This is a genomic window from Paenibacillus sp. FSL R7-0216, from assembly GCF_037969915.1.
In the GTDB taxonomy this organism is placed as follows: Bacteria; Bacillota; Bacilli; order Paenibacillales; family Paenibacillaceae; genus Fontibacillus; species Fontibacillus rhizolycopersici.
In genome coordinates this window covers 2,182,125-2,198,179 of sequence record NZ_CP150222.1, presented here as the reverse complement: position 1 = coordinate 2,198,179, position 16,055 = coordinate 2,182,125, and the positions used below count along the sequence as shown (strand labels likewise).

At 54.9% G+C, this 16,055-nt stretch carries 19 protein-coding genes; 4 read left to right on the top strand and 15 right to left on the bottom strand.

What is annotated here, in order from left to right:
- Nucleotides 1-149: 149 nt before the first annotated feature.
- The 10 genes from rnc to MKZ15_RS09775 form a co-directional block, all read right to left on the bottom strand.
- The gene (gene rnc / locus MKZ15_RS09820; RefSeq protein WP_339821630.1) at nucleotides 150-854 is read right to left on the bottom strand and encodes a ribonuclease III; all 705 of its coding nucleotides are present in this window, start codon (nucleotides 852-854) and stop codon (nucleotides 150-152) included.
- A gap of 13 nt (nucleotides 855-867) precedes the next feature.
- Complete coding sequence (fabF, locus tag MKZ15_RS09815) at nucleotides 868-2,106, bottom strand: beta-ketoacyl-ACP synthase II (protein ID WP_339821627.1); 1,239 nt, start codon at nucleotides 2,104-2,106, stop codon at nucleotides 868-870.
- A 127-nt stretch (nucleotides 2,107-2,233) separates the two neighbouring features.
- Nucleotides 2,234-2,467 carry an acyl carrier protein gene (acpP, locus tag MKZ15_RS09810; protein ID WP_018750834.1) on the bottom strand — a complete coding sequence of 78 codons (234 nt, stop codon included), beginning with the start codon at nucleotides 2,465-2,467 and terminating at the stop codon, nucleotides 2,234-2,236.
- A 69-nt stretch (nucleotides 2,468-2,536) separates the two neighbouring features.
- Nucleotides 2,537-3,286 carry a 3-oxoacyl-ACP reductase FabG gene (gene fabG, locus MKZ15_RS09805; protein ID WP_155607374.1) on the bottom strand — a complete coding sequence of 250 codons (750 nt, stop codon included), beginning with the start codon at nucleotides 3,284-3,286 and terminating at the stop codon, nucleotides 2,537-2,539.
- Nucleotides 3,287-3,425: 139 nt separating this feature from the next.
- The gene (gene fabD, locus MKZ15_RS09800; protein WP_339821620.1) at nucleotides 3,426-4,361 is read right to left on the bottom strand and encodes an ACP S-malonyltransferase; all 936 of its coding nucleotides are present in this window, start codon (nucleotides 4,359-4,361) and stop codon (nucleotides 3,426-3,428) included.
- A 78-nt stretch (nucleotides 4,362-4,439) separates the two neighbouring features.
- Nucleotides 4,440-5,429: a beta-ketoacyl-ACP synthase III gene (locus MKZ15_RS09795; RefSeq protein ID WP_193415187.1), complete on the bottom strand. Its 990-nt coding sequence runs from the start codon at nucleotides 5,427-5,429 to the stop codon at nucleotides 4,440-4,442.
- 9 nt (nucleotides 5,430-5,438) lie between these two features.
- Complete coding sequence (gene plsX / locus MKZ15_RS09790; RefSeq protein ID WP_155607376.1) at nucleotides 5,439-6,425, bottom strand: phosphate acyltransferase PlsX; 987 nt, start codon at nucleotides 6,423-6,425, stop codon at nucleotides 5,439-5,441.
- Nucleotides 6,409-7,005 carry a transcription factor FapR gene (gene fapR, locus MKZ15_RS09785; protein ID WP_193415186.1) on the bottom strand — a complete coding sequence of 199 codons (597 nt, stop codon included), beginning with the start codon at nucleotides 7,003-7,005 and terminating at the stop codon, nucleotides 6,409-6,411. The genes plsX and fapR overlap by 17 nt, the downstream gene beginning before the upstream one ends.
- A gap of 246 nt (nucleotides 7,006-7,251) precedes the next feature.
- Entirely contained in the window at nucleotides 7,252-7,425 is a 174-nt protein-coding gene (rpmF, locus tag MKZ15_RS09780; protein ID WP_009222962.1) for a 50S ribosomal protein L32, read from the bottom strand.
- 40 nt (nucleotides 7,426-7,465) lie between these two features.
- Nucleotides 7,466-8,005 carry a DUF177 domain-containing protein gene (locus MKZ15_RS09775; RefSeq protein WP_213621746.1) on the bottom strand — a complete coding sequence of 180 codons (540 nt, stop codon included), beginning with the start codon at nucleotides 8,003-8,005 and terminating at the stop codon, nucleotides 7,466-7,468.
- A gap of 184 nt (nucleotides 8,006-8,189) precedes the next feature.
- Between MKZ15_RS09775 and MKZ15_RS09770 the strand changes: the two genes are divergently transcribed.
- Entirely contained in the window at nucleotides 8,190-9,455 is a 1,266-nt protein-coding gene (locus tag MKZ15_RS09770; RefSeq protein WP_339821610.1) for a nucleotidyltransferase, read from the top strand.
- On the opposite strand, the gene MKZ15_RS09765 is transcribed toward MKZ15_RS09770, so the two are convergent.
- Nucleotides 9,432-10,460: a SepM family pheromone-processing serine protease gene (locus MKZ15_RS09765; protein ID WP_193415184.1), complete on the bottom strand. Its 1,029-nt coding sequence runs from the start codon at nucleotides 10,458-10,460 to the stop codon at nucleotides 9,432-9,434. The genes MKZ15_RS09770 and MKZ15_RS09765 overlap by 24 nt on opposite strands.
- 183 nt (nucleotides 10,461-10,643) lie before the next feature.
- Between MKZ15_RS09765 and MKZ15_RS09760 the strand changes: the two genes are divergently transcribed.
- Nucleotides 10,644-11,861, top strand: coding sequence for a nucleoside recognition domain-containing protein (locus MKZ15_RS09760; RefSeq protein ID WP_339821606.1), 1,218 nt, complete (start codon nucleotides 10,644-10,646; stop codon nucleotides 11,859-11,861).
- Between the two features lie 10 nt (nucleotides 11,862-11,871).
- On the opposite strand, the gene coaD is transcribed toward MKZ15_RS09760, so the two are convergent.
- The 4 genes from coaD to MKZ15_RS09740 form a co-directional block, all read right to left on the bottom strand.
- On the bottom strand, nucleotides 11,872-12,384 hold the full coding sequence (coaD, locus tag MKZ15_RS09755) for a pantetheine-phosphate adenylyltransferase (protein ID WP_155607381.1): 513 nt from the start codon (nucleotides 12,382-12,384) through the stop codon (nucleotides 11,872-11,874).
- Nucleotides 12,381-12,980, bottom strand: coding sequence for a 16S rRNA (guanine(966)-N(2))-methyltransferase RsmD (rsmD, locus tag MKZ15_RS09750; protein ID WP_339821602.1), 600 nt, complete (start codon nucleotides 12,978-12,980; stop codon nucleotides 12,381-12,383). The genes coaD and rsmD overlap by 4 nt, the downstream gene beginning before the upstream one ends.
- Nucleotides 12,981-13,262: 282 nt before the next feature.
- A complete protein-coding gene (locus MKZ15_RS09745; RefSeq protein ID WP_213621750.1) occupies nucleotides 13,263-13,793 on the bottom strand; it encodes a hypothetical protein in 531 nt (176 codons plus the stop codon).
- Between the two features lie 63 nt (nucleotides 13,794-13,856).
- The gene (locus MKZ15_RS09740) at nucleotides 13,857-14,564 is read right to left on the bottom strand and encodes a glucosaminidase domain-containing protein (RefSeq protein WP_339821598.1); all 708 of its coding nucleotides are present in this window, start codon (nucleotides 14,562-14,564) and stop codon (nucleotides 13,857-13,859) included.
- 155 nt (nucleotides 14,565-14,719) lie between these two features.
- Here MKZ15_RS09740 and MKZ15_RS09735 point away from each other — a divergent pair, with 155 nt between their 5' ends.
- Both MKZ15_RS09735 and MKZ15_RS09730 read left to right on the top strand, forming a co-directional pair.
- Nucleotides 14,720-15,241, top strand: coding sequence for a hypothetical protein (locus MKZ15_RS09735; RefSeq protein ID WP_240908769.1), 522 nt, complete (start codon nucleotides 14,720-14,722; stop codon nucleotides 15,239-15,241).
- Between the two features lie 107 nt (nucleotides 15,242-15,348).
- Nucleotides 15,349-16,026: a tetratricopeptide repeat protein gene (locus tag MKZ15_RS09730; RefSeq protein WP_155607386.1), complete on the top strand. Its 678-nt coding sequence runs from the start codon at nucleotides 15,349-15,351 to the stop codon at nucleotides 16,024-16,026.
- The last annotated feature ends 29 nt before the right edge of the window (nucleotides 16,027-16,055 follow it).

Below are 16,055 nucleotides of genomic sequence, written 5' to 3'. Positions count from 1 at the left end.
TTACAGATTGCTATCCAGAATAAATGCATCAATAGCAACGCGGATCAGCGTTAGAGCCCGCAGGAATCCCCTCTTTCAAAAAAAAGGTCGTCCCGCAAGGTCAGCAAGACCTTGGGGACGACCTTCTTATTTGAGCTATGACTACATGATTAACCTTCAGGCTGAGCGTCCTTGAGCAGATCCAACGCCACGGCAGCCGCCTGTTGCTCGGCTTCCTTCTTAGATCTACCCGTTCCCTGACCAAGCGAACGACCTTCCATGCAAACCTCCGCAACGAATTCGCGTTCATGCGCCGGTCCCCGTTCTTCAACGATCCGGTATTCCAACGCGCCCATGCCGTGATGCTGCGTCAGCTCCTGCAACTCCGTCTTGAAGTCGCTGGTTGCCAGCTTGCCGTCCAGGGTCAATTTAGGAAATACGTGGCGATGAAGAAACGCAGTGACGGCTTCCAGGCCCTGATCCAGGTATAAAGCACCGATAAAGGATTCAAATACGTCCGCAAGCAGCGCCGGACGGGTCCGTCCTCCCGTGAGCTCCTCGCCTTTGCCCAGCAGGACGTATTGCCCAAATTCCAAACTTTCGGCAAATTTGACGAGCGACGGCTCGCAGACGATGGCAGCGCGCAGCTTGGTTAACTCGCCTTCAGGACGATCCGGAAATAACCGATATAAATGCTCCGAAACGGTTAACTCGAGAACGGCGTCACCCAGAAATTCCAGGCGCTCGTTATCCTCATATTGACTGAAGCGATGCTCGTTCACGTATGACGCATGGGTGAAGGCTTGTTTCAGAAGCTGCCGATTTTGGAATGCCAGTTCAAGTTTATGCTGTAACTGCTTCAGATCTCCATTCACCAGACTTAACCCCTTACGCTTCGTATTTCTTCATAATGATCGTGGCGTTATGTCCACCGAATCCAAACGAATTGGACATCGCTACACGCACGTCCGCTCGTCTGGCTTCGTTCGGAACGTAATCCAGATCGCATTCCGGGTCCGGATGCTCCAAATTGATCGTCGGCGGAATGACGCCATGCCCCAGCGTAAGCCCGCAAATGACGCCTTCTACGCCGCCTGCAGCCCCAAGCAAATGGCCGGTCATCGATTTCGTCGAGCTGATGGCCACCTTATAGGCGTGGTCGCCAAGCGCACGCTTGATCGCAATCGTCTCTGAGCGGTCCCCCACCGGTGTCGAAGTACCGTGGGCGTTGATATAATCCACTTCCTCCGGCGCGATGGCGGCATCGCGGATCGCCATCTTCATGCAACGCTCCGGACCGTTAGGGTCTGGCTCCGTCATATGATGGGCATCCCCGCTCAAACCGTAGCCAATAATTTCACCGTAAATTTTGGCGCCGCGCTTCAGCGCATGCTCCAGCGATTCCAAGATCAGTACGCCGGCGCCTTCGCCCATGACGAAGCCGTCGCGTTCCATATCAAACGGCCGGCTGGCTTTTTCCGGTTCATCGTTGCGAGTCGACATCGCCCGCATCGAGCAAAATCCCGCCATGCCGGTCGGACGGATCGTTGCTTCCGCGCCGCCGCAAATCATCACATCGGCATCACCCCGCTGGATGAGCTTGTACGAATCGCCAATGGAATGAGTTCCGGTCGCGCACGCAGTCACCGCCGTCGTGTTCGGGCCCTTTGCCCCGAACAAGATGGATACATGGCCTGAGGCCATATTGGCAATCATCATAGGAATAAAAAATGGGCTGACGCGTTTCGGACCTTTCTCCAGCAAGATATTGTGCTGGTCTTCCCAAGTTCCGAGACCACCGATCCCCGAACCGATCATGACGCCTACCCGCTCCGGGTCGGCCTGCTCGGCGATATTGAGTCCGCTGTCCTTCATTGCGTTAACCGCCGCAGCGGCTGCAAATTGGACGAAGCGGTCCATTTTCCGCGCTTCCTTACGATCAACATAATCCTCAGGATTAAAATCCTTCACGGAAGCGGCTATTTGCGTAGGGTAATCACTGACGTCGAACGCTTCGACTCTCGATACACCGGATTTCCCCTGAATCAGGTTATTCCACAGCGTATCAAGGTCATGGCCAAGCGCCGTCACGACCCCCATTCCCGTAACTACTACTCTATGCTTCAAACACACTCACCTCGTATGGACTTCATGTGTACATCATTCTTGGACTTAAGCACGAATGCTTATAGAGGGTAAAGATGAGGAGAAGTCCCGCCTGCTATGTAGGAGGTACGGGACTTTGGGATGACAATTAGGTATGAGATTGTATGTAGTTTACAACTTCACCTACAGTCGTAATCTTCTCTGCATCTTCGTCGGAAATTTCCAGATCGAATTCATCTTCCAATTCCATCACTAATTCAACTACGTCAAGCGAATCCGCACCCAAGTCGTCTTTGAAAGACGCTTCTAGCGTCACTTCGGCTTCATCAGCGCCGAGGCGATCGACCACAATGCGTTTTACGCGATCTAATACATCGGACATCCGGTTCACCTCCTCTTTGGTATTATAAGAGATTTGAAGTTAAAATGCCATAGAAGCGAAAGGCGCGATTTACATATACATTCCGCCGTCCACGTGCAGCGTCTGTCCGGTCATATAGGCCGCGCTGTCCGAGGCGAGGAATAGTACCGCGCTTGCGATTTCCTCCGGCTGTCCCAAACGGGCCAACGGGATGTCCCCCAGCAATTTCTGGCGATATTCCTCCGGAAGCTCCCCCGTCATATCGGTTTCGATAAATCCGGGAGCGACGCAGTTCACGGTGATTCCGCGCGAAGCCAATTCACGAGCCGATGCTTTTGTCAGACCAATGACTCCGGCCTTAGCGGCGACGTAGTTCGCCTGACCCGCGTTGCCGAGCACGCCAACCACCGAAGAAATGTTGATAATCCGTCCCGAGCGTTGCTTCATCATCGGACGGGTCACGGCTTTGATCCCGTTAAATACGCCCTTCAGGTTCGTCTCGATGACTTGATCAAACTCTTCTTCCTTCATACGCATAATTAAATTATCTCTTGTAATTCCTGCGTTATTCACCAGAATATCGATCCGGCCCCACGCTTCGAGTACGGACTTCACCATTCCCTCGAATTGCTCACTGTTGCCTACATGCGCTTTGGCAGCGTAAGATTTCACACCGAGCGCCTCGATTTCGGAAACGACGCGGGCGGCGGCTTCTTCATTCCCCGCATAGTTCACGACGACGTCGGCTCCTGCCTCGGCCAAAGCCAGCGCAATACTGCGGCCGATCCCGCGGGAGGCCCCCGTCACCAAAGCGGTTTTGCCTTGAAGAGGTTTGCTCATCGGTTCATCTCCTTTCGCCTTGTTTATGAGACGCATCCAAATCAAAACTCCGTCTTGCGGTAACAAAATCTCATCGCCATTCCTTGAGCCCAAACGGCACCTTTGCGGCGAAGGTAAATCCAGGCCCTCTCGGCCAATATTAATTCAGGGCTGCAGCCGTCTGTTCCAAACTCTCCAAGCTGCTGACATTAAAGAGCCGTACGGATTTATCGATTTTCTTAATCAATCCCGTCAAGACGCTGCCGGGGCCGATCTCCACGAAAGTATCCACTCCCTGTGAGAGAAGCCAGCCCACGCTATCCTCCCATAGGACGGGAGAATAAACCTGGCGCAGCAGCAAGTCCTTGATCTCCGCCCCATTTTGCACCGGCCGAGCCGTTACATTTGCCACGACCGGAACCTCAGCGTCTCGGAAAGAGGCAGCGGACAACCGATCGCCCAGCCGCTCGGCTGCCGTCTTCATGAGAGAGGAATGGAACGGTCCGCTCACTTCGAGCAGAATCGCCCGCTTGGCGCCGATCTCCTTCACTCGTTCAACCACAAGGTTAACCCCTTCTTGGCTTCCCGAAACAACGATCTGTCCCGGGCAATTGACATTAGCCAGCTCTACCAGAGCGCCGCCAGCGGTTATGTCTTCACACAGCTGTGCGAGCGCTTCGCGTTCGCCGCCGAGCACCGCAGCCATAGCACCTTGTCCGCCCGGCACGGCTTGTTCCATGTATTCGCCGCGAGCCCGTACGAGCTTGACAGCATCCTCGAAGCTAAGCACGCCAGCGGCCGTCAGGGCGCTGTACTCGCCTAAGCTGTGGCCGGCGACATAGTCCGGTTTGAAGCCCTTCGCCGTAAACGCCTCGTACAGCGCGACGCTGGTCGTCAACAGAGCCGGTTGTGTATTGGCCGTTTGCTTCAGCTCGGTGTCTGGCCCTTCGAAGATCAAGCCGCTGAGCGAAAAACCAAGCTGCTCATCAGCCTTTTCGAAACGAGCCCGAGCAGCTGGCAATGCATCATATATATCCTTGCCCATTCCTACGCTTTGGGAACCCTGTCCCGGAAAAACAAAAGCGATTTTGCCCATCCTGTGCACTCCCTATCGAAAAAAATCAGGTTTATCGCTTACAAACGGTCGCGAGTGGCAACCCGTTGAAGATGTGTCTTACCACACCAGCACAGACGCTCCCCAGGTTAATCCACCCCCGAAGCCAACCAGCAGGATGGTGTCGCCTTCCTTCATCCGACCATCCTCCGCCGCTTCCACCAGTGCCAGCGGAATAGAAGCTGCCGATGTATTCGCGTATTTATCCACGTTGATGACGCATTTATCCTCCGGCAGGTTCAAGCGTTGCATGGCCGATTGGATAATACGGATGTTCGCCTGATGAGGGACAAACAGGTCGATGTCTTCTTTGCTCTTCCCGGCTTTGCGGAGCACTTCCTCGGTTGCCGAGCCCATCACGCGAACGGCAAACTTGAATACTTCACGCCCGTTCATGTAGATATAATGCTTTCGGTCGGCTACGGTAGCTTCCGAAGCCGGCAACCGTGAACCGCCCGCCTCCAGTTTCAGCAATTCGCCGCCGGCGCCTTCCGCGCCCAGATCGAAGGACAAGAATCCACGGCCCTCCGATACTTCTCCAATAATGACGGCCCCAGCTCCATCCCCGAACAACACGCAGGTGTTCCGGTCCGAATAATCCGTGATCCGGGATAGCGTATCCGCTCCAATCACCAGCGCGTTCCGGTACATCCCTGTCTGGATAAACCCATTCGCCGTCGCCATTCCATACACGAACCCCGAGCAGGCGGCGGACAAATCGAAGGCTGCTGCTTTTTTCGCGCCAAGCTTATCCTGCAAAATGCAAGCCGTCGACGGAAACGCCGAATCCGGCGTTACGGTGGCTACAATAATCAGATCCAGCTCATCCGCCGTAAGGCCAGCGGACTTCAAGGCACGAACAGCCGCTTCATAAGCCAGATCGGAGGTTGCTTGCTCCGGCGCGGCAATATGCCGTTCTTTGATCCCCGTACGAGAAACGATCCACTCGTCGTTCGTATCCACTATTTTCTCCAAATCGGCATTCGTCAACACTTTCTCCGGCACGTATTTCCCGGTACCGATAATCCCTACCGAACGTAAATTATTCACTCTCGTCACTCACTTCCCGCTGATTTCCCGTGCTATGCTCTCCGTCAGTTGGCTTTGCAACGCTGTCCGCGCTTGGCGAACGGCATTCTTGATCGCGCCGCCGTCCGAGGACCCGTGTCCTTTTACGACCAGACCGCTAAGGCCAAGAAGGGGGGCGCCGCCATGTTCTTTATAATCCAGCGTCTTCTTCAAACCGCGCAGCGACGGCATCAGTACAGCCGCGGCCAGCTTGTTCTTCAGAGATTTCGAAAATTCCTTTTTTAGAATTGAAAACATTGTGCCCGCCGTACCTTCCAGCGATTTCAGCAAAATGTTACCGGCAAAGCCGTCGCACACGAGTACATCGCAAGCGCCGGTCAAGATATCCCGTGCCTCCACGTTTCCGACGAAATGAATCGGCAATGCCTCAAGGAGCGGATAAGCCGCTTTGGTCAGCTCATTTCCCTTCATCGCTTCCGTGCCGACATTAAGCAACCCCACTCGTGGCTTGGCGATTCCGTGAACCTTTTCCCGGTAAATGCTGCCCATTAACGCATATTGCGCAAGATGCTCCGGCTTGGCATCCATATTAGCGCCTAGATCAAGCGCCAGCACTCCGCGTTCGTCGACCGTCGGAATCATCGGCGCCAATGCCGGCCGTTCGATTCCTTCCATCCGTCCGACCACCAGCAAGCCCGTTGTCATCAGTGCCCCGGTGTTCCCGGCGGAGATCATCGCCTCGGCTTCCCCTTCGCGAACGAGCCGCCCGGCTACGACCATGGACGCGTCCTTTTTGCGGCGTACGGCTTTAACCGGCTCATCCTCCGCATCGATGACTTCGGAAGCGTGTTGTATCCGCAAATTCGCCGGAGCGTCTTGCAGCATCGGCGCAAGCACCTGCTCGTCGCCGACCAGAATGATTTCAGTGTCGCCCCATTCCTTGGCTGCGGCCAACGCGCCTTCGACCGTGCTTTTCGGCGCGTGGTCCCCGCCCATGGCATCAATGGCGATTCTCATGCTGACTTCCTCCTTCTGGATTGTCGTCTCCGGTGGACCGGTAGATGACGAAATTCCCCTGGAATACCATTTCTTCGCCTACGTAGGTAAACACCTCGACCTTAGCTTTGCCCTTGTGGCCGGAACTTGGCCTTACATAAGCTTTCGCAATGCATTTCTCCCCCAGATGAACCGATCGAACAAACCGGATATCCGCAGAGAACGTCAAAGCGATTTCATCGTTAATTACGGCCACGGCTAAAGAATTGGCCTGCGCAAACACATGATGTCCCCGGGCGATTCCCGTCCGGGAGAACACGTGCTCCTCGCGGATTTCAAAGATGGAGATCCCGCTCTTGTCCAATTGCAGATCGACGATTTCCCCGATGACTTCATGCAGCGGCAAGGAACGAACCTGATCGTAAGACCGTTCGGCCATCAGCTTCATCCGTTCCCGGAGTTCGGGGATGCCCAGCTCCATCCGGTCAAGCCGGATCGTCTGGATGCTGACCTTCAGCTGACGGGTGAGCTCTTGGTCCGTAATAAACGGATTCGTTTCTATCATTTGGACGAGTTGCTGCTGCCTCGCCCGCTTTGGCAAACGTTCGATGGGTATCTCCCCCCTGATGATTAACCAAACCATTATGAGTTATCTATAGATCAACGATTCATATATGTAAAATTTGGCGAAGTTCTTTAGAACCTGGTACTAAAATGTAGTATAAAGCATCCCGACCCAAAAGAAAAGCGAAATTGCCATAAACCTTGCGTGAAGCGAGACCACAGAAGGCAAAAAAAATAGCACCTCACCGAAATGAAGTACTACTTTGAGTTGAGTGCCTAAAGCTTATTGGCCAATAATTTCTCTCGATTTGTATGTTCCGCAAACTTTGCATACGTGGTGAGCAAGCTTCAATTCTCCGCATTGTTCACATTTTACCATGCCCGGCACAGCCAATTTGAAATGCGTGCGGCGTTTGTCGCGGCGCGTTTTGGACGTTCTCCGTTGAGGTACTGCCATGGTTCCCACCTCCTTATTCAAGTCAACCCTAACCGGGGCTTTATTCCTTGTTTACTTGCTTATTTTTGAAAAAATCGCCGAGCGCTGCGAGCCGCGGATCGATCACGTCCGTATTGCAGCCGCATTCCTGTTCGTTCAGAACGGTCCCGCAATTCGGGCAAAGCCCTTTGCAGGATTCCTGGCACAAAGCAGCATACGGAAGATGAAGCAACAGCGTTTCTTCCACATACGGCACCAAATCGACTTTGTCGTCGGCGACATATTGCAAGTCTTCGTCTTCTTCCTGCGTCTGCATGTCCGTCTCAGGAGCCTCGCCTTGTTTGAAGCTTTCTGCAAACTCCGCTTGTACGACCTGCTTCAGCGGCTTCAAGCACCGAGAACAAGTCATATCGAGCTCCGCCGTCAGCCTGCCCTTGACATCGACTACGTCTCCGCCAGCGGGTTCCGCCTGCAAATCGACTTGCAGCGGACTCATCGCGAGAATATCCCTGCGACCTTTGACAACACGGCTTACGTCCAAAGTCTGATGAATCTTCACCGGAGCTTCGGACGAGGTCACCTGACGCAAATTAATAAACATCAGCATCACTCCAAACAAACAAAAATTATTATACCGATTTTAAGTAAGTTTTGTCAACAATAAAGCTGTTCTTTCGGTGAAAATGCCGCTGACGGCTCCATCCTTTTAGCTCCGCTATCTTTTCATGGTATATTCATAGGTGAAGAATCCACCCAAATCCCTGGAAAATAAGGAGTAGAACCCTTTGAATATCGTTGGTATCATTGTCGAATATAATCCGCTGCATAACGGTCACGCCCATCATTTCGCCGAAGCCAAGCGGCTTACCGGCGCCGACGCGGTGATCGCCGTGATGAGCGGCGATTTCCTGCAGCGCGGCGAGCCGGCACTCGTCGACAAGTGGGCACGGGCGGAGATGGCTCTCCGCCTCGGAGTCGACGTCGTGCTGGAGCTGCCGGTCGCTTATGCGGCCCAGCCGGCCGAGTGGTTCGCATACGGCGCAGTGGCCTTATTGGATGCGACGGGGGTCACGACGCATCTATGCTTCGGCAGCGAAGCCGGCGCGCTTACGGCGCTGCGGCCGCTGGCCGAGCGGCTGGCCGCCGAGCCGCAGGCGCTGCAGGCGGCCATCGCGGAGGAGCTCGCCACCGGGGCGAGCTACCCCGCGGCCTACGCCGCCGCGGTCGCGCGCACGCTCGGCGGCGATGCCGCCGCAGCGCGATCGCTATTGGAGCAGCCCAACAACAGTTTGGGGCTGCACTACCTGATCGCGCTGCGGCGGCTGGGCAGCGGCATCGCGCCGGCCACCGTCGGGCGCCGGGCCGCAGGGCACGGCGATGTCGCGCCGAAGGACGCGAACATCGCCAGCGCCACGGCCGTGCGGCGGCTGATCGCCGATGGCGGTCTAGCCGCAGCCGCGCCGTATCTCCCGCCGTACACGGCGGAGATCCTCGCCCGCGAGTTCGCGGCGAGCCGCGGGCCCGTGACGTGGGAGAGCTTGGCCGCGCCGCTCTTCCACCAGCTGCTCCTGGCCGCGCCGGAGCAGCTTGCCGCCCTTCACGAGGTGACGGAAGGGCTGGAGTACCGGATCAGAAAAACGCTGCCCCGCCTATCCCAGCCGACGGTGGCCGAGCTGCTAACGCAGCTTAAAACCAAACGCTATACCCATACGAAGCTGCAGCGCATGCTTTTGCATATTCTCTTGCAGCATTCCCGCGAGCTGTTAGCACCCGAAGCGCTGGCTCAAGGCCCGGGTTATCTGCGGGTGCTTGGCTTCAGCGAAGCCGGACAACAGTTGCTAAAGCGGATGAAGCAAACGGCACGGCTGCCGATCATCACAAGAGCCGCCGAGCTCGATCACCCACAGTTGACCCTCGACATCCGGGCGGCTGCCGCCTATGCCAACGCGATGCCGCAGCGCCAGATGGACGAGCTGCTGCGCGAGTATCGCCAGGCACCTCTACGTATAGAAGCGGATTGCCCTGGATTAGGAAGCTTTCGGCTCCAATGAATCCAAATAATTAAGGGCATCGTCCAGCTTTTTCACCGGCACCAGCTTCATTTTCGAGCCGATTTCCTCCGCTTTTGTTTTCGCGTCATTATAGTTTGCCTCCGGCACGAAAAATATTTCCGCCTTCTCCCGGTCCGAAGCCACGATTTTAAACTGGACCCCGCCGATGGCCCCAACCGTCCCGTCTTCGGCAATCGTGCCGGTGCCGGCCACCCGGTAGCCATGACTCAAATCGCCTGGAGTCAGCTGATTGTAAATCTCAAGCGTGAACATCAGACCCGCGGAGGGACCGCCGATCCGCGTGTCTGCAAACTGCACTTCCTTGGCTTGATCGGCCGCCTGTACCTTGCGGAGCTCACCTACGGTCACGCCCAATCCGGCTTTACGTCCTCCGTCGGCCGCTTTGATCTCCACGAGTTCCACCTGCTGATCCAGGGATTTGCCTCCACGCTCCAGCTGGAGTTTCACCTGATCCCCGGGCTGATCGTCTTGCAGCAAGGCGCCGAGATCCTCAAATTGCTTCACCGGCTGACCGTTCACTTTCCGAATGATATCCCCGGGATGGAAATCCCCTTTCGGCTGGCTTTCCTTGGATAAGCCGACGATAAATACGTACTCCGAGACGACGTCGTATTTAACGCCTGCCTTGTTGTAAGCGGCCAAGATCGCGTTCGACTGTGAGCTGCTCATATAATAGCGCTGCTGAGTTTCGTACTCCTCATCATTTCGGTCCGGTTCCTTGCGGACGATTTCGGCATGCTTGTTGAAGCGCGCAGTCGCCAGCATCCACACGTTGGCGTAGCTGACCGAAACGGTCGTCAGCATAAACGTCCCTTTTTCCTCCGAATCCCCCGACTTAATCGAGACCATCGGTTTGATTTCCTCCGCCGTGCCCGGTTGATTGATCATGTACGGGGTCGACATGTAAACGACGACATATACGATCACCGCGATCGTTAGGACGTACAGCCCCGATTTGATCGCTTTGGCTCTGGATTGCCGCATCCGGTTCTCCTCCCTTCCTGTACAACGGCGGAAGAACCTTGTCTTCCGTCCGCATTCGTCTTTATGCGATGCTTCGCTCCATGAAACGGGGTAGTCTGTCCTTAGCCGGTGATGCATAGCATGTACTATGCGCTGATTTGCTATCGGTCTTTATCTAATGACAAAGAAGGTGAATCTATACATATGAATTTCCGACGTTTGGCCACCAGCCCGTTGTCTACGTTGTTGACCGGATTTTTGGCCGTTTTAGTCGTTATTTGCGTCGTTTATGCCCCCGGAGAAGCGTTTAAAGCTTCCGGCGATGGCTTGGCGATCTGGTGGCGGATCGTCTTTCCGGCCCTGCTGCCGTTTGTCGTTCTCTCGCAAATGCTGCTAGCCGCCGGGTTCGCCCACGGATTGGGCACACTGCTCGACCCTTTCACCCGCCGTGTCCTGGGACTGCCCGGATCTTTCGGCTGGTTGCTGCCGCTTGGGATGACCGCTGGCTTCCCCGCCGCAGCCGAAGCGGCCGTCACGCTGCATAAGCAAGGCAAGGTGACCGCGAGGGAAGCCGAACGGCTTGCGGCCGCAGCCCATTTTTGCAGCCCGATGCTGCTCGTCGTGGTGATCGGCGCAGGCTTCGTAGGCAGGCCCGAATTCGGTCTGCTCCTGTTGGCTGTGCACTGGGCTGCGGGTCTGGCTGCGGGCCTTACGCTGCATTTGGTATTTCCGGACCGCTCCGCGTCCACTGCACCTACGGCAGCGCACTCTGCAGCCAAGCCGCGCGTTCCCTTACTGCGCTTGGCCCTACGCCACATGGAAGAGGCTCGCCGCGAGGACGGCCGCAGCTTTGGCAAGCTGCTTGGCGACTCGGTAGCCTCCGGCGTCCAGACGCTGATGATCACCGGAGGATATATGCTTATTTTCGCAGTCGTCATCCACGTTATTCTGTTGGCACTCCCCGACCAAGCTTTTGCGGTTGCCGTAAAGGGGGTACTGGAGGTCCATTTGGGTTCCTATTCGATTTCCGGATTGGCCCCGTCTCTTCCCCCGGCCCTTCTCGCTTCCCTGCTAGGAGCGGCGCTTGGGTGGAGCGGTTTGTGCGCTTATCTGCAGGTACGAGCCATCCTTGGACCGGCTGGCATCGGCGAACGAACATTTCTACTGAATCGCCTTCTGCATGCGGCCTATGCTTATGTCCTTACCTTGCTGCTATGGAAACCGTTCACGCGCTGGGTCCCAGGTGCGCTCCCGGCTTTTGGCGGCGGCGAAAGGGTTCCCGCAGGAAGCGACACCCCGGCCGCCCTGCCTAACTGGCAGCAAACGTTCGGGGTGATGGAATGGCAGCTATGGATGCTGACTTTGCTCACGTTTGGATTGTTGTCCATCGCGCTTCTATGGCGGCGTCAAGACGAGACCTAAGATCAGGCTCCTAACTTGGCCCCAGCTTCTCCTTGAACTTCTCACGCATCGCCCTCTCCACCTCTGGCGGAACGAGATCGCTGACATCCCCATGGAAGCTAGCGATCTCTTTAACGACACTGGAGCTTAAATAGGAATATTTCGGATGCGTCATCATAAAGATCGTCTCGACTTCACTGTTCAACTTATGATTGGTAGACGCCAGCTGCAGTTCATATTCAAAATCGGTAACGGAGCGAATGCCCCGTACGATGACATGGGCCTTTTTATAATCCATGTAATTAACCAGCAGATCCCGAAAGCTGTCGATTTCCACGTTCGGCAAATGGCCGGTAACCTGTGTGAGCAGTTCCTTCCGCTCCTCGACGGTAAATAACGGCTTCTTGCTCAAATTGTTCAACACCGCCACAATCAGCCGATCAAACTGGCGCGAGGCCCGTTGGATAATATCCATATGCCCTTTCGTCACGGGATCAAAGCTGCCTGGATAAACCGCTACCCGCGGTTGCCGCTGTTCGTTCATGTTGTTGCTCCTCCTTGATCGTCGGTTTGAACCGCGTCCGTCTCGGAATCGTAGGTATAAATGGAAACGGCCGTTTCTCCATATTCCGCTTTGCGTATCTGGTTAAAATGCCCAAACCGCTCAGGATAAGCATACGACGATTCGTATTCGAGCACGATCGTTGCCTGCGGTGCGAGCAGCTGCAGCTCGTCCATTTGCTCCATCAGCGCATCCCCATTCTTCATGCGGTAAGGCGGATCCAGGAACACCAGATCGAACACCACATCTCGTTTCGCCAGGGCTTTAAGCGCCCTCTCGGCATCGTTTTTGTACACTTCGGCTATCGCTTCGAATCCAGTTGTCTTCAGGTTTTGACGGACCGTCTCCAAGCTCTTGAAGTCTTTATCGATGAAAACAGCCTTGTCCATGCCGCGGCTTAGGGCTTCGATCCCGAGACCTCCGGTACCCGCAAACAAGTCTAACGCTGCGCCCCCGTCAAAATAGGGCCCAATCATGCTGAATATCGCTTCTTTGACTTTGTCCGTCGTCGGCCTTGTCCCCATGCCGGGAACGGCCTTTAACGCTCTGCCCCTGGCAGTGCCCGAAATCACTCTCATTGGTTTTGTTCACACACCTTTATTATGCCTGGAAAATTCCTGTCGATATCGTACCATAATCCGCCTGGGATTGAAAAACGAAAAAAATCATACGAAATTTTGCGCATCTGAGGTATAAAACCCCACGTCCCGGACAAACTTAGATTATCGACATCACCAAATGTCGTAGACAACCGCGGAGAAGACTTACGTTTCCCCATAAGCTCTTCGTCCGGTTTCTCCTCTCCCATGATGGGCGTCCCGCAAGGGATGCCCGGACAAAAGCCCTTGTAGCTGTTATTTCTACGAGGGCTTTTGTCCTTTTTTTAGTTTCGCTAGAAGTTCCAGCGCTTCTTCTCCGGACGTGGCGGGCGCTGCCAGAAGTACTTCCGCTTCGGAGTATTGCGGGTTTGTAAGCTCAGGTGGAAGATCGGATTGCGGCATAAGCCATACGAGGCGACCCATCCCTTCATCGTAATAGATCTGCCCGAGACGAATCAGGGTTTCCCCCTCATAACGACTAACCAGGAAACCACTTGCAAGATAGCAATCGGGATATACCTGTCCGTTGATCCGTATGGTACCTCTAAATAGATCGTCTCCCTGGTCATAGTAACCGTCCAGAGAAATTTGAATCGGCGGGCTGTACGTCGGGTCTTCCTCCAACCAAGCCACTCCCTCAAGGGTTTTCGTCATTTTAACCGGAGATACGTTTTCGATATACCACCACGTATACATCGCCGCCAGCAGTGCTAGCCCGGCAGTCGCAGGAATCCATAAACTCTTCCGAATCGAAATCCCTCCTTGACGCAGTCCCTTAATCTTCCAACCCATCGTACCACCGCAGCCACTTGAAAACAACAGAATGGGGTATGCCGCGCCCCCAAATCCGGCTCACTAACTCTTCTTATCGAACAACCCCCGCCGGTGCATCACGGTAATGATCCGGTAGAAGTCAACGCTGCCCTGCTCCGGGTTTTGCAGCAACGGCTCTTCCTTGCTGTAATTCACGGCCGCATTCACCGCTTCCTTGGCCCAAGCAGGAATGCCTGGCCGAATCCATTTCTCCAGGTCGGCGATCTGTTTCGCTTGGGCAAGAACCGTTTCTTGAAGCGCTTCGAATTGCTTCCTCTCCTCCGCCGTCATCGGTTCATCTCCTTTCGCTTCATCATATTGAGTCAAGTTATAGGAATCCATTAAGCGGATCAGTTTGTTCGCATACTGCGGGTCTGAGGCGTATCCCGCTGCGGCTACTGCCCGCGCCGCTTCAGCCCCAATCTTTCGAAGCACCCCGGTATACCGTTTAGCCGATAATATTCGGGCGTGGTCCGCAATGGATTCCGCCCAAGACGGGTACTTACGAAAAGCCGCGTTTACCGTTACCGCTCTTCCACCTCGGTATTCGGTTGTGGGCAGAATCAAGCTTCCTACCGGACCGCTGCCCTTAATACCAAACAGATTATGAGCTTCGGTGGCTAATCGACTGGCTCCAAAGTTCGATTCCAAAGCCGCCTGGGCAATCGTCAGCGAGGCCGGAATGCCGCTTTCCTCCGCGCTGGCGACGGCGAGCGGAGCGATTTTCTCGATAAACTTGTTTTTGTCCATTCGCTTATCACCTCCACCTATAGTTTATGAACCCGTTCGGACGAGGGATTGGACCTTTACCTTCTCATCATCCGAAAGATGCATAGCCGAAAGTCCGGAGGGTACCCTAACCATGGTTTCACAACCTAACCTATCTTGAGGAGGTTTTTCATCTTATGTACAACAATGTCAGTCAACAAGTCCGTGAAATTGAACAAACGATGCGCCAATTGGAACAGCAAACCCGCCAAGCTACAATGATGTACCAACAAATGCTGCAGCAGGAGCAGCAAAACGCGATGCAGCTGGAGGAACTAGCTCAGCGCGAGCGCAGAGCGGTTCAAACGATTCAAACCGCCCTGCACGGGCATCAAACCGCAATGCAGCAGTTCCAACGTGTAGCGCAAATTGCCGGGCAACTGGAACATAGCGTGAACTCGATGTCCGGAATCGGAACCAGCTATACTCAGCCTAACGTCGGACAAACCTCCTATAGCACCCAAGGCATTGGTCAAAGCAGCTACAGCGGTGGCAGCATCGGAAGCTTTGGATCGGCCATGAACACCCACATTCCAAGCTCGCCAAGCCCGGGATCGTATAGCCCTATCGGCTCCGGCTCCACAGGTGCTATGAGCTCGATGAGCTCACAAGCCACAGGTTCGCTTGGCTCCGCAAGTTCAATGCGAAGCTTCCAATAACAAGTATCATTACACGGCCGCCTCCAGGGCGGCTGTTCTCTTGTTCCCTCGTCCTCCTTACATTGTGATATAATTGGAAATTATGATGTCATGGGTGGAGGATTTGAATGAGTAAGGTATTCCTGTTTCTGTTCTTATCATGGCTGCTGGGCAATCCTTTTCTCGCCATTATTGTCTTGCTTTTCATCGTTTACTTCATCGATCGGCGTTATGTTGGTTTATTCCCGAGCCTGAGCAAGCCATTGAAGCGCGGCCGCAGCATTTCACGGCTTCGCCAGCAACTGGCCGCCAGCCCTTTCGACGTTTCCGCCAAACGCGAGCTTGCTCGGCTGCTGCTGGAGCGCAAGAAGTATGCCGAGGCCCATCGGCTACTGGAAGAGGCTAAGGAGGCTTCCGAGACGTCGGCGGAGTTTTGGGACGATCTAGGGACAGCCTGTCTGGGACTCGGACGGATCGAGGAAGGCGAGGCCCATATGTTGCACGCCTTAAGCTTGAACGAACGCGTCAAGTACGGACAACCTTATCTGCGGTTAGCTTCCGCCTTCCGTGAGCGCGACCCGCAGAAAGCCCTGCAATACGCTGCCCGTTTCGGCGAGATCCAATCCTCTTCCAGCGAAGCTTATTATTTGCTGGGCAGCCTTTATCAATTGTTGGGCAGCAAAGAGGAGGCCAAGCAGGCTTTTGACGAATCGATCGCGATCTATCGCTCCTTGCCGAAATATAAGAAACGTCAAGAGCGGAGATGGGCGCTACGCAGCTTCCTCAAGCGAGGGACGTTGGGTTAAAATCTGTTAAACACAAAGAACGCCGGCTT